The organism is Natrinema salsiterrestre (assembly GCF_029502005.1).
Classification (GTDB): Archaea; Halobacteriota; Halobacteria; order Halobacteriales; family Natrialbaceae; genus Natrinema; species Natrinema salsiterrestre.
This window is the reverse complement of record NZ_JAMQOT010000005.1, coordinates 1-16849: the sequence shown is the minus strand read 5'-3', so window position 1 is coordinate 16849 and position 16849 is coordinate 1. Positions and strand designations below refer to the sequence as shown.

General features: G+C 62.0%; 19 protein-coding genes and 1 pseudogene. 12 read left to right on the top strand and 8 right to left on the bottom strand.

The features are described from left to right. The first annotated feature begins 65 nt into the window (after positions 1-65). Complete coding sequence (locus tag NDI89_RS14360; RefSeq protein WP_277522300.1) at positions 66-1901, top strand: glycoside hydrolase family protein; 1836 nt, start codon at positions 66-68, stop codon at positions 1899-1901. A 31-nt stretch (positions 1902-1932) separates the two neighbouring features. Here NDI89_RS14360 and NDI89_RS14355 read toward each other — a convergent pair whose 3' ends face one another. Then, positions 1933-3285 (bottom strand): NAD(P)/FAD-dependent oxidoreductase, encoded by a 1353-nt coding sequence (locus NDI89_RS14355; protein WP_277522299.1) that lies wholly within the window; start codon positions 3283-3285, stop codon positions 1933-1935. Positions 3286-3611: 326 nt separating this feature from the next. Here NDI89_RS14355 and NDI89_RS14350 point away from each other — a divergent pair, with 326 nt between their 5' ends. From NDI89_RS14350 to lrp, 4 genes are all read left to right on the top strand, one after another. Then, positions 3612-5516, top strand: coding sequence for a flippase-like domain-containing protein (locus tag NDI89_RS14350; RefSeq protein ID WP_277522298.1), 1905 nt, complete (start codon positions 3612-3614; stop codon positions 5514-5516). Positions 5517-5674: 158 nt separating this feature from the next. Then, positions 5675-6205 carry a hypothetical protein gene (locus tag NDI89_RS14345; RefSeq protein WP_277522297.1) on the top strand — a complete coding sequence of 177 codons (531 nt, stop codon included), beginning with the start codon at positions 5675-5677 and terminating at the stop codon, positions 6203-6205. Positions 6206-6320: 115 nt separating this feature from the next. Further along, on the top strand, positions 6321-6698 hold the full coding sequence (locus tag NDI89_RS14340) for a hypothetical protein (protein ID WP_277522296.1): 378 nt from the start codon (positions 6321-6323) through the stop codon (positions 6696-6698). A 264-nt stretch (positions 6699-6962) separates the two neighbouring features. Then, complete coding sequence (gene lrp / locus NDI89_RS14335; RefSeq protein ID WP_277522295.1) at positions 6963-7418, top strand: HTH-type transcriptional regulator Lrp; 456 nt, start codon at positions 6963-6965, stop codon at positions 7416-7418. Between the two features lie 132 nt (positions 7419-7550). On the opposite strand, the gene NDI89_RS14330 is transcribed toward lrp, so the two are convergent. The 3 genes from NDI89_RS14330 to NDI89_RS14320 form a co-directional block, all read right to left on the bottom strand. Continuing rightward, positions 7551-8606, bottom strand: a complete 1056-nt coding sequence (locus NDI89_RS14330; RefSeq protein WP_277522294.1) for a sodium:calcium antiporter — start codon at positions 8604-8606, stop codon at positions 7551-7553. A gap of 108 nt (positions 8607-8714) precedes the next feature. Further along, complete coding sequence (locus tag NDI89_RS14325; RefSeq protein WP_277522293.1) at positions 8715-9818, bottom strand: sodium:calcium antiporter; 1104 nt, start codon at positions 9816-9818, stop codon at positions 8715-8717. Positions 9819-9962: 144 nt separating this feature from the next. Continuing rightward, entirely contained in the window at positions 9963-10259 is a 297-nt protein-coding gene (locus NDI89_RS14320) for an ArsR/SmtB family transcription factor (RefSeq protein ID WP_277522292.1), read from the bottom strand. A 139-nt stretch (positions 10260-10398) separates the two neighbouring features. Between NDI89_RS14320 and NDI89_RS14315 the strand changes: the two genes are divergently transcribed. The 3 genes from NDI89_RS14315 (at position 10399) to NDI89_RS14305 (ending at position 12169) form a co-directional block, all read left to right on the top strand. Beyond that, positions 10399-10701 carry an amphi-Trp domain-containing protein gene (locus tag NDI89_RS14315; RefSeq protein WP_277522291.1) on the top strand — a complete coding sequence of 101 codons (303 nt, stop codon included), beginning with the start codon at positions 10399-10401 and terminating at the stop codon, positions 10699-10701. Between the two features lie 277 nt (positions 10702-10978). Next, positions 10979-11233: a HalOD1 output domain-containing protein gene (locus NDI89_RS14310; RefSeq protein WP_277522290.1), complete on the top strand. Its 255-nt coding sequence runs from the start codon at positions 10979-10981 to the stop codon at positions 11231-11233. Between the two features lie 159 nt (positions 11234-11392). Beyond that, positions 11393-12169, top strand: a complete 777-nt coding sequence (locus NDI89_RS14305) for an MOSC domain-containing protein (protein ID WP_277522289.1) — start codon at positions 11393-11395, stop codon at positions 12167-12169. Here NDI89_RS14305 and NDI89_RS14300 read toward each other — a convergent pair. Further along, complete coding sequence (locus NDI89_RS14300; protein WP_277522288.1) at positions 12163-12492, bottom strand: hypothetical protein; 330 nt, start codon at positions 12490-12492, stop codon at positions 12163-12165. The two genes, NDI89_RS14305 and NDI89_RS14300, sit on opposite strands and share 7 nt — an antisense overlap. Before the next feature lie 178 nt (positions 12493-12670). Between NDI89_RS14300 and NDI89_RS14295 the strand changes: the two genes are divergently transcribed. Continuing rightward, the gene (locus NDI89_RS14295; RefSeq protein ID WP_277522287.1) at positions 12671-13468 is read left to right on the top strand and encodes a helix-turn-helix transcriptional regulator; all 798 of its coding nucleotides are present in this window, start codon (positions 12671-12673) and stop codon (positions 13466-13468) included. A 397-nt stretch (positions 13469-13865) separates the two neighbouring features. Then, entirely contained in the window at positions 13866-14093 is a 228-nt protein-coding gene (locus NDI89_RS14290) for a DUF5795 family protein (RefSeq protein ID WP_226006967.1), read from the top strand. Between the two features lie 144 nt (positions 14094-14237). Here the strand turns inward: NDI89_RS14290 and NDI89_RS14285 are convergent, their stop codons facing one another. From NDI89_RS14285 to NDI89_RS14275, 3 genes are all read right to left on the bottom strand, one after another. Beyond that, entirely contained in the window at positions 14238-14777 is a 540-nt protein-coding gene (locus NDI89_RS14285; protein ID WP_277522286.1) for a hypothetical protein, read from the bottom strand. Continuing rightward, the gene (locus NDI89_RS14280) at positions 14774-15007 is read right to left on the bottom strand and encodes a DUF1059 domain-containing protein (RefSeq protein ID WP_277522285.1); all 234 of its coding nucleotides are present in this window, start codon (positions 15005-15007) and stop codon (positions 14774-14776) included. The genes NDI89_RS14285 and NDI89_RS14280 overlap by 4 nt, the downstream gene beginning before the upstream one ends. Positions 15008-15244: 237 nt before the next feature. After that, complete coding sequence (locus NDI89_RS14275; protein WP_277522284.1) at positions 15245-16054, bottom strand: helix-turn-helix transcriptional regulator; 810 nt, start codon at positions 16052-16054, stop codon at positions 15245-15247. A 338-nt stretch (positions 16055-16392) separates the two neighbouring features. Between NDI89_RS14275 and NDI89_RS14270 the strand changes: the two genes are divergently transcribed. Further along, positions 16393-16734 (top strand): hypothetical protein, encoded by a 342-nt coding sequence (locus tag NDI89_RS14270; RefSeq protein ID WP_277522283.1) that lies wholly within the window; start codon positions 16393-16395, stop codon positions 16732-16734. A gap of 47 nt (positions 16735-16781) precedes the next feature. Continuing rightward, positions 16782-16849, top strand: a pseudogene (locus NDI89_RS14265) (IS6 family transposase); the annotation flags it as partial.

Below are 16849 nucleotides of genomic sequence, written 5' to 3'. Positions count from 1 at the left end.
GACGAAACGACAGTTCGGACGACGATGATTCGGCTTAAAGGTGGAAGGTGTCCAGCCACGTACCCATGACGTTCGATTCGAAAGGGTGCCCAATGCCCTCCTTCACCAGTAACCACGGGTTCCAGTTGTTCGATAACGGCGAATCGTGGGAACACCGGACTGACTTCGAAAAACTTGATCGGCTCCTCGGGGGCTTCGACGAAAACGGCGACCGTCTCGAACTCGGTTCGCTCGTTGTCGACGGCGAACGACCGACCCTCGGGAGCCAGGTCGTATACGCGACGCGGTTCGACGGTGCCAACGGCGGTGAGCAGATTCAGGCGGCGCTTGACGATCTCGACGGAGTCCGCGGAACGGTCGTCGTCCCCGCCGAAGGTCCGGACGACTTGGCGGGCTACGATCACAGCGAGCGCGCCGACGGGTGGCTGGTTACCGATGCCGTCACCATCCCGTCCGAGACGACGCTCGTTCTCGACGGCAGTTACCTGTTCCTCGACGACGCCGCCCGAACGAACTTGTTGCGGAACGAACTCGCGTTCCAGAACACGAAAGATCGCGACGAAGACATCACCGTTGTCGGGCGGGGGGCCGCGAGGCTAGACGGCAACGCCGCCGGACAGAATCGTCCCTACGAGAACGACGCCGGCAGGAACGAACCCGAGGTGAGCGAACACTACGGATTCGTCTTTCACAACGTCGAACGGCTACGCGTCGGCGGATTTACGCTCGGTCCCACAGCCGGTTGGGGCGGCATAGTCGAGGATTTCACGGACGCGTTCGTCCACGACATCTTCATCGCACAGGACGATTCCCACGACAATCAGGACGGCATCTCGTTTGCCGGTCCGGGCGAGCGCGGAATCATGTCGAACCTCGCTGGAACGGTCAACGACGACTTCGTGACGGCCTACAGCGCTCTCGACTGGTCCGAGAGCGACCTGCTCGCGGGCGACGGGGGCGATCTGAGTACTTTGGCATACCGCGGCGGGGTTATGTATCAGTACGAGACGAACGAGACGGGACACGGACCGTTCGTCCGCCTGTATACTGAGAATGATACGGTGATTCGGAACGTCTCGGTCACCGACTATCACGGGTACAACGGCGGAGAGATCAAGCTCATGAACAACAACGACTCCGGTGGGACGTCCGACTACGGACAACTCGAGAATATCACCGTCTCCAACTGCACCTGTGATCACACATATGATATCGTCCGGACGTGGGGTCACGTGAATAACGTTTCCATCTCGAACTTCGCCGCCACGAACGTGTACGGTCACTTCTGGAACCACAACGCAGTTGATGGACACCCTGCGTACGTGAAGAACGTCGCCGTGTCGAACTGTCAGATCCAGAGCGGAGGACAACTGTTCTACCAGGACGATCAGGGCGGAGAACTCGTGGGCGCGACGTTCTCGGATATCACACACGAGAACCCGTGGCTGACAGAACCCGGAGCGAAGTGGGAAGTCCAGAGTGGGACGTGGCGCGACGTGACTTGGCGAGACATCCGCGTCGTCGGCACCGGCGAATGGGACGGCGTCTGGATCGATGGTAGCGTGGATCTCTCGAACGTCCGCTTCGACGAACTCGTCCTCGAGGACCTAACAGAGGGTATTTCTCTCGCGAGCGGCGCCGGCGAGACGGGGACGCCGATCGCGTTCGAGAGCGTCGTCACGCGGAACGTTATGAACCAGAATTGGCGGATCGATCGCGACTGCGTGACCCGAAGCGGGATCGGTGTGGCGTCGGGTACCGGCGAGCGGCCGGCGGCCGACGACTGGCAGCCCGGCGACCTCGTCCAGTACACCGATACCGACGACGGATCGGGCGATGGGCTCTACATGCTGTTGCCAGACGGCACCTGGTGTCTCTTCGCGACGGACCTCGCGCAGTAGCGTCGCCGCCTCGAATCGGACGGAGAGGACCTCACGTCTCTCGAGGGATCGTCGCCTCTCTACGAGCTGCGACCTCGTTTTCGTCGATTTTTTCCGCACAGGTGTAACCTGCCTCGATTCCGCCGTTGAGGCTCCGCTCTGGGTACTGCGCGCGACTCGCCATCCCAGCATAGTAGACACCATCGGCGACTTCGTCCGAGAGATCGTACGGGACAACCATATCGAGGTAGCCCTGTTCATATATCGGTGCGGTCCGCGGGTTTCGTGCGACCGAAATCCAGTTGACGGCGTCCGGATCGAACGACGGAAACAGGTCACGGATACCCTCGAACCAGTACGATCGTACCTCGTCGTCGCTCATCTGCCAGAGGGGTTCGGTGGGATCTTGGACGTAGCTCGCGAGGTACAGGAGGTGCTCGCCGCCGTACCGGTCGGTGGGGACGAAGTTCGTGTGTTCGATGAGGACGCCGAATCGTGCGTCGTCGACGATGTTGAGCCAGTACGTGTCCGTCAACTGTTCAGGAATACTCACGACGGCACAGACGGTCCCCTGAAAATCGATCTCACACTCGTAATTGGTCAGCGATTCGAGTACGTTCGGCATCGTCGCGACGACGACGGTCTCGACGTCGTGGGTTTCCGTCTCGTCGCTCCTCCTCACGGTCAGGGACTCCACTGCCCCGCGCGCGTATTGGACGTCGGAGACGCGGGCACCAGTGACGATGTTCTCCCGTCCGACGGCCTCGACGAGCGCCTCGAGGAGCCGGGCGAAGCTACCCTCGAAGTAGCCGAGTTGCTCGCCGCGGAGTATGTCGCGTTCGCCCCGGAACTTGATTCGTCCGAGGAGCCATGCGGCGCTGACGTCGTCCTTCCGAGAGCCGAACTTCGCGTCAAGCAGCGGCTCCCAGAACGTCTCGTAGACGTTTTCCGTCGTGTGCTGGAGTAAGAAGTCAGTAACGGGGACGTATTCGAAATCGGTGAAATCGTCGTACGTGTCGAACGACGGAAGGCCCCCGCGCACGTCGACCTCCATCGTCAACATCCCGAGGCGGAACTTGTCGTACAGCGAGAGGTGAGGGAACGTCGCGATCTCCCAGATAGTGTCCATCGGGTAGACGTCGCCGTCAACGTAGAACGCGTCGGATTTGTGGCGCCACTCGACGGCGTCTCCCAGTCCTAACTCCTCGGCGAGTTCGATAATCGTCTCCTCCGACTGCGAGAGGTGGTGGTAAAACTTCTCGATCGAGTCTCCGCTCGTCTCGTACGTCGCTGCGAGGCCGCCGATGTCGTCGGACGCTTCAAACACCCGAACATCGTACCCGTTCTGCTGGAGACGGTACGCAGCCGAAAGCCCCGCGATCCCGCCGCCGACGATTCCGATCATGCACCGGATCACGGTGCTAGCCGTGTTATAGCCCAGTATCTGTAGCCTATAGAGTTCGCTTTGACTACCTATTTATTGAATGATTTCCCATTCATCAATCCACCTCCATATTCCCTCTCAGACATAAACTGCGACTTGGTTACTTACGGCCATGACCAATAAAAATTACCTGAGGGCGCGGTTGTTCATCTTTGATAATAAACTTCCTATTTGTTTGCTTCGGCTATTACTTATAAAAATACCCATAATACAGTTTCGCTGTTAAAATCGTCTTCTCCCTCGAGACGGTCCTGACTGGTTAATAAAACCGTTCGAGGAACCATCGTATGCGTTATCGCCAGCCTGAACCCGATCCGCCGGACCGCACGGATTTGGAAGCGCCAGAGGTGAGCGTCGTCCTGCCAGCGTACAACGAAGCCGAGACGATCGAACGAACGATCGCAGTAACGAGAGAGACGCTCGCAGAATTCTTGCCGAAAGGCGGCTTCGATATCATCGTCGCCGAAGACGGCTGCGATGATCGGACACCCGAAATCGCGTCGCGAATCGCGAGCGAAGACCCCCGCGTTCGCCACTTCCACAGCGACGAGCGGCTCGGACGCGGCGGGGCGCTCAAACGGGCCTTCCAGGAGGGCGACGGCGACGTGTTGGTCTACTTCGATACCGACCTCGCGACGGATCTTCACCACCTCGAGGAACTGGTCGAAAGCGTTCGGTCGGCCGAGTACGACGTCGTGACGGGATCACGTCTGTTACCGGAGAACATGGCGGATCGACCGTTGAAGCGGCAGGTTTTCTCCCAAGGGTACAACGGACTCGTCCGGCTGTTCCTCCGATCGGACCTCCGCGACCACCAGTGTGGATTCAAAGCGTTCGATCGAGACGTGATGCTCGAACTGCTAGACGATGTCAAGGGCGACCACTGGTTCTGGGACACCGAGGTGCTCGTCCGGGCACAACAGCGGTACGACGTCAAGGAGTTTCCGGTCGACTGGGAGCCGAAAGGGGATTCGAAAGTCGATATCACCCGAGACGTGTTCGGGATGGGATCACAGATATTCCGGTTGTGGTGGGAGCGGTCGGTCAGCCCGCGGGTAACCGCTCGAACCAAATCGATAACCGGGATATTAGCGACCGTTGGACTCTTTTTGCTCGCCGGAATGTTCCTGGATCCGATGGTCCTCCTCGAGACAGTTCGATCGGCCGATGCGGGGCTCGTCTCTCTCGGCGCCAGCGCGTATTTTCTGTCGTGGCCGATTCGCGGGCTCCGGTATCGAGACATCCTCGCGAAGCTGGATTTCTCCGAGCGGACCGGATTTCTCACCGGCGCGGTGTTTATTAGTCAGACCGGAAACCTCGTATTTCCGGCCCGTGCCGGCGACGGCATCCGTGCGTACATACTCAAAGCACGGCGAAACATCCCGTATTCGTCGGGGTTCGCATCGCTCGCGATCGAACGGGTCTTCGACCTGCTCGTGATCACGGTCATGGCAGGCGTGATGTTCGGCGTGCTCGCGCTCGGTGGGACCGACGTGTCGGTCTTCTGGGCTGGCGATGCCACCGGCGGCGCCTCGACGACGGGTGAAACCGGACGTACAGCACTTGTCGCCGCCGCAGCGGTCGCCGTGGGGACGCTCGCTACCGTCGCAGGTCTGGTTACGACGGCGCGGTCGGATCGGAACTACGTTCATCGAACGATCGGTCGGATCAGCGGCGGACCGTCCGTCGAATCGCTACGCGATGCGATCGAAGGGTTCGTAAGCGACTTGCAACTGATCGCTCGAGACCGGGGCGCGTTCGTGCGCGTCGGGCTGTTGAGCGCCGTCATCTGGACGATCGACGTCCTGACGGCGTTGCTCGTGTTCGTCGCCTTCGGGGTCAATCTCCCGCTCTGGATGCTCCTCGCGGTCGGCTTTTTCGCCGTTTCCGTCGGCAACCTAGCGAAGGTCCTTCCGCTGACGCCCGGCGGAGTCGGGCTCTACGAGGGCGCGTTCGCATTCATCATCGTTGCGCTCACACCGGTCGGCTGGAGCGTCGCTCTCGCGGCCGCGGTCGTCGATCACGCGGTGAAAAACTTCGTGACGCTAGCCGGTGGCGTCGGTTCGACGCTCCTGTTCAACGTCTCGCTCGTGACGGCGGTGAAAGAAGGGCGCGAAGTCGCGTCGGAGTCGGCCGACCGAGAGGACGAAAGTACCGATATACCGGCATCTCGATCGGTCGGTGATCGATAATGTCTGGATCAAAGAGTCGATTTCTGTTTCCGGCCAGTCACGCGTTTCGGACTGAAACAGCGGATCTGTCCTCGGTTACCGGCCAAAACTGTCCGATCCTTTTGTGTGTGCGCTTCTCGACGAACGGAACTAGGATCAACGGGTCCGGTGACAAATGAATGAATAGAGATCTCGAATTGGTTGCGCTCGTGGTAACGGTGCTCGTCGCTGGATCGCTCTTGGTGCTGGCACAGCCAGCTACGGCTGTCGATATCACGGTCGACGGACCGTCGGAGGTGACGCCCGACGAACGGGCGTCGTTCGACGCCGTCGTCGATACGAGATCGGATCCGGTCGATGTCGATAGTTTGAATGTAGTCATCATGACCGATACCGGGGAGTCGGTGACGGTCACGTTCGCTCCCGACGGAACCGTACTGGACGTGCGGAGCTCCGGCGTCACTAAGGAGACGATCAATATCAAACAACTCGAGACGTCCCTCGATATCGCGCTCGAGTCTGAACGCGACGATGTCGGATACGGCGTCAACGGCGGGGACGCCCTCGCGTACCAGATTCAGTTCGACGGCAAAGCGTTCGCGGACGGTGAGTTCGATCTCTCGGTGAGCATCAATACGCCGGATGAGCAGAATCGAGACTCGTCGGCCGAAGAAACGTTCGTAATATCGTCGGCCGAGACATCGACGTAGGTAGCACTGTCTAGTTGAGTGAATTGGTTAGATGCTCGCAGATCTGCTCACTTCTCAAATTGACTCAACTAGACAATGCCCCGGTGTCTTCTTCGCCGCCGACACTCCGCTCCAGATGCTCATCCGACTCGGCCTCCTCTTCCTTGGAACGGTCGTCCTCGTGACGACGACACCCAGTCGCCAACGGCAACTGGTTCCGTTCGTCTTCCTGTTCGGTATCGGCCTGATCCTGGCGTGGGGGCCGTTCTCGGAGTGGGCACCGTACGCGATACTCTATCGATACTGGCCGCTCATAGAGTACTTCCGCGTTCCCTACCGGATGCTCCCGTTCGCGCTTCTTGGCTCGAGTACGCTGTCCGCGGCGATTCTCCTCCCCGCGACCGAATCCGGCGATGCGTGGAGGGTCCGTGGATCGCTCGCGATCGCCGTCCTCGTTTCGATCCAGCTCGTTCTCGTCCACTATTCGCTCCAGTTCAGTCCGTACTCGATCTGATAACGGGTTGGCCTCCCGGAGACGGCGGATAATCGTTCATTGGTCGTCGAAACCCGGATATCGATCAGAACGAACGTTGCTGTACTGAACCGTTCGATGGTCCCGGAAACGCGAGAAACAGCTTTTCCGGCAGGCGTTCGAACGTTCTGAGTTAATTCACGCCTCGCATAGAAAGGATCTCCCCATCACAACACCGACTCAACAGAATCGGATAGAACTGGATATTCGTAAACTCCTAATAAGAGGAGGGATTCATACCACACAATGACATACGAACACCTTGACTCCGATCTGGTGAACGAACTGCTCGACGACGGCCGCGCGAGTCTCCGCAGCCTCGCCGAAGAACTCGACGTCTCCGTGACGACCGTTTCGAACCACCTCTCCGATCTCGAGGAGGAGGGCGTGATCGAAGGATACACGCCGAAGGTCGACTACGATGCGGTCGGCTACGACGTCACCGCCGTTATGCAGCTCAAAGCCGAAGGAAACGCGCTTCCCGAAATCACGGAGACCTTGAAAGACCACCGGCAGATGATCTCCGTCTACGAGGTCACCGGCGACTACGACGTGATCGCCATCGGGAAGTTCAGAGACACCGACGATATGAACGATCAGATCAAGACGCTGATCACCGATCCGGACATCAACCAGTCGAACACGAGCATCGTCCTCAACGCGGTCTCCGAAAACGAGCAGTTCGAGCTCGACACGGAGTGATCGTCCGTCGGCGTCGAGACGCCGATAGAGACGACCGGACACGAGGACGGAGTTGGATGCCCGTCTCGAGACGGTTTTCCACTTGCTAGGTCTGCGGTCAGTCGGGGTTCCCGAACCCGTCGCAGGTGCGTCTCAGAGGTAATTTGCGATCCAGTAGCCGACGTAGAGTCCGAACAGGGCGATTCCGCCGACGCGAGTGACGCGGCCGCGTGCGAGCATGGCGGTCACGACGAGCAGGCTGGCGGCGAGAAACGGCCAGTGGACCGCCAGGACGTCGCCGCCGGTGGTAACGGGGTGGAAAACGGCGATGAGTCCGACGTTCGCCGTCATGTAGAAGACCGTGCTGCCGACGACGTTCCCGACGGCGAGTTCCGGCCGATTCCGCCGAACCGGTTCGACGGTGAGCGCCAGTTCCTCGATCGAGGCGATGAAGCTCAACACAGTCGCGCCGAAGGCCAGCTCAGTGATTCCGAGCGCGACGAAGATCCCCTCGGCGCTGACCACCGTAATTCCGGACCCGATGGTCATCCCGACGACCGCGAGGACGGCCACGCCGAGATTGAAGAGCCCGCTCCGGTGCTCGAACGACGGAACGAGTTCGTCGAGATCGAGGTCGACGTCCCGTTCCGACCAGCCGCCCGGTTCGTCGCCGCCGTCCGGCGCTTCCCCGGCCGATCGAGGCTCGAGGTCGACGACCGCCGTCACTTCTTCCGAGAGCAGGTAGGTCGTTTCGGACCGGCTCTCGTGCCAGAAGATGTAGGCGAGCAACGGGACGAACAGGGCGAGGAGGGCCGCGCCCTCGAGCGGGTCGATCGCCCCGCCGATCGACAGCGCGAACGCGGGCAGGGGGACGAGAACGAGCATGAGCAGATAGGCCCGCGGGACGTCCATTCGGAACGGGACGAGGATCGCCGCGAGCCCGACGGCGACGGCGAGGACGAACAGCGACTCACCGAACACCGTCCCGAGCGCGAGCGCCGGCAGGTCGACGAACGCGGCGGTCACGCCGAGGACCGCGTTCTCGAGGTCGACGCCGGCCAAGACGACCGCGAGGAAGAACCCGGACATCCCGAGCGAAACGGCGCTCTGCGCGACGGCCCCGATGAAGACCTCGACGCACCAGATCACCAGCACGACGCCGACGAGGAAGAGGGTGACGAGGGTGACCGGAGAATCCGGAACGACCATATCGTCGGAATACACCGTCGTCGTACTTATGCTCGGGTCTCGGTACCACGAGACGCGAAGACGTGTCCGGATTCGGAGGAACGAACGACCGGAGCGGACCGGTTCCGATCAAAGCGCCTCGGGGATCGGGACGCCACCGAAGACGAGCAGCGAGACGAGCCAGTAGGCGACGTAGAGACCGAGGAGGACGTAGCCGTGCCGTCGCCGGAGCCGCCCGCTCGAGATGAACGCGGCGGAGACGACGGTGAGAACGACGACGGCCGGGAGATGAAAGCGGAGAACGTCTCGTGGAATGGTCACGTCGGCGACGAACGTGATCACGCCGACGTTGGCCGTTACCGAGAAGATGACACTGCCGATGACGTGACCGATTCCGATCTCCGGAATCCCCCGGCGGACCGGCTCGATCGTCAACAGGAGGTTCTCGATCGTCAACACGAGCGTCAGCACTGTCGCCCCGAAGACGGTCTCTTCGATCCCCCACGATTCGACGATCGCCTCGGATCCCGCCTCGAGGAGCATGGCCCCGGCCACGATGCCGAGCAGTGCGACGGCGGCGAATCCGAGCCAGAAGACGCCTTCGTACGACCGCTCGCCCACGTACCGATCTTCGGGGATCTCCTCGAGGACGGTTCTGCTATCGACGTCTTCGATCGCGAGTTCGTCGATCGGCACGCCGCCGTCGGCCTCGATTCGCTCTGCGATCTCGGAGTCCCTGAAGACGGGAACGTCGCGCTGAACCTCCCGGGAGACGATGTACCCGAAGAGCAGGATGAAGATCACGACCAGGACGATCCCGTGGCCGAGCGCGAGCGGATCGACGAAGACGAACGGTACCAGAACCAGCGGAGAGATCGCGAGGAGGGCCAGGTAGTCGCGGGGAACGTCGACCGGGAACGGTCTGTAGATCGCCGCGGCGGCCAGCGTGATCCCGGTGATGGCGAGGGCCGTTCCGAGTGCAGTCCCGAGCGCAACCTGCTCGAGCTCGCCGGCACCGAACACGAGCGCGACGACGGTGTCGTCGAACTCGATTCCCGTGAAGACGATCGCGAGCGCGAATATCGAGACGCCGAGCCCCATCGCCGCCCGCGTGAGGTAACTGATGAGCTTTTCGACGCTATAGGTCAGGGCGATCGCGCCGACGGCGAGCACCAGATACGCGAACCACGTGCCCTGAGACTCGACGAGCCCCTCGAGGACCGCTTCGATCATGTCCCTGATTCACGACACCTGTTCACATATATCTAACAGGGCGGAGAGGAATGTCCGTTGGAAATCTATACACGCACGGAATCTCGCCGCTCACGGGCACTCCGACTGGACGCGGCGGGATCCGACGATCGGGGACCGATCCGGCTAGCCGCGTGTGTGGCTGTCAGCTTCGTCGGCGTCGTCGGCCTGTAAAATGAAGGTCCGTTCCGGCGGCGGCGCGATTCGCAATTCGACGCTCCGAACGAGCTCGTAGTACTTCCTGTTCCCGCGTCGGTAGTGAGAGACCAACCCGGCCTCTTCGAGGGTCGAAAGGTGGTGAACTGCCGTTTTCCCGTCCATTCCGGTCGCGTCCGCGAGCTCCGAGACGTACATCGGTTCCCGGGAGAGCTCTCTGAGAACGGCGAGTCGCGTTCCGTTTCCCAGGGCCTCGAGCAGACTCATGCCACTAAATGACACTCTCTGGCCACAAGAAGGGTTTCGGCGATCGGTCTAGATGATCCCGGTTCAAGGCCGGCCGGTGCCACGACGTGTCGAACGATGTGAACGGGGCTTTATTCGCCTCGTCGTGGCAGATCCCCCTATGAACGACCGCGTGGAGTTCCCGGACGACCGGACCGACGATCGGCGGACGATCACGAGCGGCTTCTTCGAACGGGAAGTGTATCTCTCGCGGGAGGAGACGGCGGCGTTCCTGCACGATCTCGCCGACCAACTCGAGGCCGGGTCCTCGTTTACGATCTCCGCCTCGGAGTGGGAGATCCCCTTCGACTACAGCGATCCGGTCGAAGTCGAAATCGAGTTCTCCGAGCACAGCGACCGAGAGTTGGAGATCGAACTCGAGTTCACGGAACCGAGCGGTGGCGATGATCTGTCGGTTCGATAATCGGCGTCCGCCGACGCGATCGGTGGCGACAACGGTCGACGATCGCCCCGTTTCGACCTGACCTGAGTGCGGGTGTTCCCGAGACCGTAGTCGACCTCGAGCCGGTTGCGGAGACTCAGACACCGGTCAGCACGGACGGACCGGCCGTACGCCCTGTATCGAACGCGATGGACCGTCGGCCCCCAGTCCGAGCTGTCGGATCAATATCGTATGCTGTTTTTTGTAAATAACCCAACGTTCAGAAGCTATTAATAGATCGGTGTGGGGTTACCTGATAATGACACACTCCCTCGCAGTCGATGCCGACGCGGTGCACGAACGAATCGTCACCGGGGTTGCGGCGCTCGAGGGAGTCGACCCGACGGCGTTACCGCCCCTGTTCGGCGCAGTCGATCCCGACGCGCTCACAGCGATCTTTGCGACGACGGTGTCGGGCGGCGAGCGAACCGGCCGGATCAGCTTCAGGTACGTGGGCCATCAGGTGACAGTCGAGTTCGACGGGAGTGACGTCCCCCTCGTGACGATCGATTGACGGAGATCCGTCGTTCGATCTTCCGGTCTGCCGTTCGTCCACAGTTTCGGCCAGGCATCGGCTACCGACTGCCCCCATGTGGACCGTCCCGCGATCGCGTTCCGGTCGCTGGGTCGTTCGAACGAACACTGATAGGGGATCGGCGGGAACGTCCACCCGATGGCACGACTCGAGCGGCTCACCGTCTATCCGGTGAAGGGCCTCGACGGCATCGATCTCGAGAGCGCCGACGTCCTCGAGGGCGGCACGGTGGCCCGCGACAGGGAGTTCGCCCTGTTCGACGCGGCCGGCGACGTTCTCAACGGGAAACGGACCGATCGAGTACACGCGCTCGAGACCGATTTCGACTCGGAGACGTCGGTGCTTCTCGTCGAAGCGCCAGACGGAGAGACGCGGGAATTCGATCTCGACGCGGATCGAGAACGCGCCGAGTCCTGGTTCAGCGACTTCTTCGACGAGGACCTCTCGCTCGAGCGGGACGCCTCACTCGGGTTCGTAGACCGCCGCGAGATGGGGCCGTCGGTGGTCAGCACTGCCACGCTCGAAACCGTCGCGTCCTGGTTCGACGAGATGACGCTCGAGGGCGCACGCCGCCGACTGCGGGCGAATATCGAGGTCGGCGGCGTCGATCCGTTCTGGGAGGATCGGTTCGTCGGTGCGGACGCGCCGGCGTTCGAGATCGGTGACGTCCGGTTCGAAGGGGTCACCCCCTGCGGTCGCTGCGTGGTCCCACAGCGCGATCCAGATACCGGGGAGCCGATCGAGGGGTTTCGGGAGCAGTTCGTCCGAAAGCGGGAGGTAACCTTCCCCGAGTGGGCCGACGCGGACGCCTTCGATCACTACTACTCGCTGATGATCATCACGCGGGTTCGCGACCGCGATCGCGGCACTCGCCTTCGCGTTGACGATCCGGTCGAGACCGTCGAGACTCAGTGATCGATTCCCGGCCGCTGGAACGTCGTTTCGGCCCCCTCTCGATCGTGTTCCGACCGGTCCAATGTGTCCTCGAGGTCCAATCTGGCGATCAGTTCGTTTCGGTCGGGTTCGCCCGGTCGACGGAAGTAGTAGGTGTCCGCACAGCCGGCGACGAGCTCCGACAGCGGTCGGTCCTCGTCGTGGACGACAGCAACGAGGTCACCCGTTACTGCGATCAGCACAGCGTCATCGGGTTTGTAGAGTCCGTCTCGGAGTTCACAGACCGTACTGTCGGCCGGTAACTCGAGGGTAACACCGTCGACGGTCGCCCATCGCGTCTCCATACACCGTCGTTCGAGCGTCACGGCCTATACGGTTGTGCCCGCAGACACAGGCCGGTTACGACGCGTTGGTCGGGGGCGGCGACCACTCGCGTCGGTCACTGGGATCGCTTTCGCGAACGCCGCCGGTTCCCGTCGCGGCCGGTGCGGTAAAGTGGGCTCGCTCAGAGGACGTGATGTGATGAGCGACCGGAACGGACTCGCGATCGAGACGCTCGAGTACGTGTCGCGATCGCAGAACCGAGTTCGAATCCTCGAGACGCTCTCGGCCGAGGGGGCCGTCTCGAGGGAATCGCTGATGGCCGAGACCGGCGTCGTTCGAACGACGCTACAGCGGAACCTGATCGGGCTGGCGGAACGTGGATTGATCCGGGAACGGGACCGGCGCTACGAGCTGACGTCGGCCGGGTCCCTGGTCGCCGCCGGACTGTCGACGGCGCTGGAACGGGTCGGCGCTGCCGTCCGGCTGCGGCCGGTGCTCGAGCGACTGCCGGCGGACGCGCTCGGATTCGATCCGAACCGGCTGGCCGATGCGACGGTCGTCGAATCGACCCCTGCGAACCCGTACGGACCGGTCGAACGTCACGTCGCGTCTCTCTCCGGGGTCGAACACGCAAGACTGGCACTGCCGGCGACGGGTGCCAACCAGCTCGAACAATCGCGGCGGGCCATCGATTCGGGTGCCGTGTTCGAGGTGGTCGTCACGGAGGCGGTCGCGGAGACGGTGCGGACTGACCCGCTCGTCTCGGATTCGTTCGCGGCGATCGCCGACGCCGATTCGATGACCGTCTCGGTCGCCGAGGACGGCATCTCCTTCTATCTGGGAGTCCTGGACGAAACCGTTCAGATCGCCGTCTACGACGAAAACGGCGTGCCGACTGCACTCCTCGAGTCGACCGACAAGCGCGTCAGAGAGTGGGCGATCGACCGGTTCGACGCGCTCGAGCGTCGCTCAGAGCCGATCGATATCGCGGAATGAGCGTCTCGGCCCGAGATGGGACTCGAGTCGGTGATCGGGACGGGGCGGGGAGCGGTGTGCATGGTATGCACACGCTGTGTGGCATACACTGATACTCCTTCGAATCGAAGCGTACGATGCGGTAGGTGGTACGCCGGTGACCACGCTGTCGCACGCCGCTGACGGCCGACGGATGGGGAGGGGTGTCAACCGACGGGCCGCGACCGACCGGTCCCTGCGCCGCGGAGTTCTGGTACCGATCGTCTCGGAGTTCTCTCTTTTGTCTCGCGAAATCCCGGCGAAGCCTCGGGTGGTCGTCCCGCGACGGTGACGGACGGACGGCGGTCGACGATCGATTCGAGCCGTGCCGGCGATCGGTTCGGGAAACGCTTAGGGCGTTGCGCTCGGACTCTCGAGTGTGAGCGAGAATCGCGTCGTTCAGGGGCGAATGGTCACGGCCGAAAAGCTCGCGGAGCTCGTCGAAGGCGACTCCGTGATGGAAGTCGATTCGATCGAAGAGGCCGACGAAGCGTGTCCGGACTGCGGCGAAAACGTGTTGAAAGTGGTGTACATGCCGTCGGTCACCGAACTCGTCACCGGCTGGAAGTGCCAGGAGTGCGACTGGAGCGAGACGGATCGGGACTGATCGCGCGTCCGCCGCGGGTACCGTCGGCCGAAAATACCCGTCACCGTTCTCGAGCGGTCGCCGTCGGTAGTCGAGCGACGGTTCGCTATGCGATTCCGGGGCGACGGACGAGGTCGTTCGATCGACTCTCGAAAAGAGGAACGGTTACGCCTCGACGTTCTCGCCGGTTTTCGCCGTTCGGGGGCCGGATCTGATGCCACGGTAGGAGAGCGCGGCCCCGACCACGAACACGATCGTCGCGAGGTAGATCGGACCGAGGTGCGTCACCCAGTCGTGGGCGAAGAGATCGGCGTAGTGCATCGGGAGCGCGATCGCGAGCCCGATTACGGCGGCGACGATCGCCGTCGCCCACGCCCACAGCTGTCCGCTTCGGACGCCGTACCACGCGAGCGCCGTGATGGCGATCCCGGTGGCGATGATGAACGCCGCGGTGGCGACGTGGAGGTGGTTGATGTAGTGCATGATGGCCGGATCGATCGCGTCGAGGTCCGCAGGAGTGACCCCGTTCAACGTCGCGACGCCGAGTTCGAAGCCGGTGCCGAAGAACGTCCTCGCGAGGAAGACGACCCCGTAGCCGACGAAGGCGACGCCCGCGAACGCCATCAGGAGCGAGCCGATCCGGGTTCCCCGCTCGAGTTCGTACTCGGTCTCGTACCCGTCAGCCGTCGGCCGGTTCACACTCATCGGACCTGCTCCTCGAGCGGGACCTCGACCGTTTCCACGTGTTGATCTTCGATTTCCTCGATCGTGACATCCCGCCCGTGTCGCTCTCGGACGTGTTCGCGCGTCACCTCGAGCAGTCGTTCCCTGTCGTCTTCCTCGGTCCGCATGCGGAACACGCAGCCGGAAACCGCCGTGTCACACGCTACCTGTAGGCCCATCGTACTGTCTTGCGATTGCATATCGTCGGTCATGGTTTCGCCTCCCGGCAAAAGCGGATACGAGTCGGGGGATCGTGTAGGCATCTAGTGGAGTCCGTGCAGTCGGTGACGTCCGTGCAGCCGCTGACCGATGGTCTCCGGCTGGCGGCGAAGGAGGGGCGCTCACGAGATCATCGCGTTCGCGGCGATCGGCGTACTCCCGGAGAGTGGCCATCGAAGCGGGCGGTGACGGGAGTCAGCGGCCGCCTCCGGGTTCACCGCGTCGCGCGGTCATTCCGCGACCAGTTCGGGAACGAGCGGTCGAGAGTCGCGCCGGTAGCTCTCGTACATCGACTCCGCCCACTCGCGTGCCTCCGGCGCGCCGGTATCGATCACTACTCGAACCGTCCCGCTCTCGGGATCGTGGCCGCTGATCGCGATTCGACGATCGAAGATGGCGACGCCGTACGGCGGCAAGTCGTCGTGCAACCGGACGGTGAGAGTATCGCTCTCACGAGGTCCGGAACAGTGCTCGGGGTAGGTCGAGAGGATGTAGCCGGCAACGCGCGGCGGATCGATGATCTCCGTCTCCATCCCGTCGACGATTCGACGGGCGAGTTCGTCCCTGCACGGCTCGAGGAGCCCCAGATCGAATCCGACGAATCGAAATCGGTCCGTCTCACGGAGCAGCGACACGAACCGATTCACCGGGCGGTACGGGTCATCGACCTCGGCCGCCGTGACGACCGCATCTGAACCGATCCCGATCGGAAATCCGCTCGCCTCGATCGGGAGCCACTGCCAGACGTCGCGGAGCTTCCGTTCCGTTTCGAACCTGTCGATCAGGTCTCGCATTCCCGCGGCAACGAACGCACCCAGCGCCGTCGCCTCGTACTGGTGGCCGTCCTTCCGAATCCAGTGGCGGTCTTCGAACGTCCGTAGCGTCCGTCGGATCGTCGACTGGGAAACGCCGGTCAGCTCCCGGAGATCGGTCCTGCTACGGGGGCGCTCGGTGAGTGCATCGAGCGCGGCCACGCGGTGGTCCGACCGCGCGAGGTACCCGATGTCCTCGAGCGGTGTCTTCGCAGCACTCGATATCATGATACAAGTACGCACGCCAACGGTATAGCTGTCACCCTCGCCGCCGTGAACGGCGGGGTTCCTGCTGACCCCCGGCGTCGGCCGGAGGGGTCGCATCCAGAACGGAGTCGACTCCACCGTTCCCCTCTCGGGGGATTGCCAGCGCCGGATCAGCGTCCTCCGCCGCGGTTCGGATCCGTCCTCGTTCTCGCTGTAATTACACGAGAGCAAGGAGAAAGCCCACGACTTTAGTCGTGGAATGAATCCGACGAAGGACGACACAATCCACGCGAGACAGCAGGCTGAGTCTCCCACGTCAAACAATAATTTTACATATACTCCTCACGTACTCAAATGTGATGAAGCGTTCCAACGAGTTTAGCGTCCGCCCTGCTTCGCAGAAGAAGCGTCGGGTGGTCATACGCTGGTTGGACGCTTCTGCCAGTCTCTGGAACGAAACCAACTACGCTCGCCGTCAAAAGTTCCTCAACGACGAATCTGTTTGGAGTGCCGATACTGGTAGACTCGAAGGCAAGTACAAAGGCGTCCTCAGTAGTAGTGTCGCTCAGCAAATAATCCGCAAGAACAGCGAAGCATGGCGGTCGTTCTTCAGCCTCAACGAGAAATACCACGCTGGGAAACTCAACGAGAAACCGTCACTACCCCGCTACTGGGGCGACGAAGAAGACGGCAGTGTCTAGTTAGGCCAGCTTGAGAAGTGAGCAGGTCGTAGAGTTTGTTTGGGACAATGCTCGCAGACCTGCTCAGCGAGTGCTACGCGACGGAATTTGATGAATCTTGGGAGCGTGAGCGGAC

Bases quoted from the DNA above. Each gene is read 5' to 3' on its own strand.
- NDI89_RS14275 (WP_277522284.1), bottom strand. From the start codon at position 16,054: ATGATATCGAGTGCTGCGAAGACACCGCTCGAGGACATCGGGTACCTC.
- NDI89_RS14325 (WP_277522293.1), bottom strand. From the start codon at position 9,818: ATGATCGAAGCGGTCCTCGAGGGGCTCGTCGAGTCTCAGGGCACGTGG.
- NDI89_RS14295 (WP_277522287.1), top strand. From the start codon at position 12,671: ATGAGCGACCGGAACGGACTCGCGATCGAGACGCTCGAGTACGTGTCG.
- NDI89_RS14310 (WP_277522290.1), top strand. From the start codon at position 10,979: ATGACACACTCCCTCGCAGTCGATGCCGACGCGGTGCACGAACGAATC.
- NDI89_RS14330 (WP_277522294.1), bottom strand. From the start codon at position 8,606: ATGGTCGTTCCGGATTCTCCGGTCACCCTCGTCACCCTCTTCCTCGTC.
- NDI89_RS14315 (WP_277522291.1), top strand. From the start codon at position 10,399: ATGAACGACCGCGTGGAGTTCCCGGACGACCGGACCGACGATCGGCGG.
- NDI89_RS14305 (WP_277522289.1), top strand. From the start codon at position 11,393: ATGGCACGACTCGAGCGGCTCACCGTCTATCCGGTGAAGGGCCTCGAC.
- NDI89_RS14270 (WP_277522283.1), top strand. From the start codon at position 16,393: ATGAAGCGTTCCAACGAGTTTAGCGTCCGCCCTGCTTCGCAGAAGAAG.
- NDI89_RS14320 (WP_277522292.1), bottom strand. From the start codon at position 10,259: ATGAGTCTGCTCGAGGCCCTGGGAAACGGAACGCGACTCGCCGTTCTC.
- NDI89_RS14350 (WP_277522298.1), top strand. From the start codon at position 3,612: ATGCGTTATCGCCAGCCTGAACCCGATCCGCCGGACCGCACGGATTTG.
- NDI89_RS14300 (WP_277522288.1), bottom strand. From the start codon at position 12,492: ATGGAGACGCGATGGGCGACCGTCGACGGTGTTACCCTCGAGTTACCG.
- NDI89_RS14345 (WP_277522297.1), top strand. From the start codon at position 5,675: ATGAATAGAGATCTCGAATTGGTTGCGCTCGTGGTAACGGTGCTCGTC.
- NDI89_RS14340 (WP_277522296.1), top strand. From the start codon at position 6,321: ATGCTCATCCGACTCGGCCTCCTCTTCCTTGGAACGGTCGTCCTCGTG.
- NDI89_RS14280 (WP_277522285.1), bottom strand. From the start codon at position 15,007: ATGACCGACGATATGCAATCGCAAGACAGTACGATGGGCCTACAGGTA.
- NDI89_RS14355 (WP_277522299.1), bottom strand. From the start codon at position 3,285: ATGATCGGAATCGTCGGCGGCGGGATCGCGGGGCTTTCGGCTGCGTAC.
- NDI89_RS14360 (WP_277522300.1), top strand. From the start codon at position 66: ATGACGTTCGATTCGAAAGGGTGCCCAATGCCCTCCTTCACCAGTAAC.
- NDI89_RS14285 (WP_277522286.1), bottom strand. From the start codon at position 14,777: ATGAGTGTGAACCGGCCGACGGCTGACGGGTACGAGACCGAGTACGAA.
- lrp (WP_277522295.1), top strand. From the start codon at position 6,963: ATGACATACGAACACCTTGACTCCGATCTGGTGAACGAACTGCTCGAC.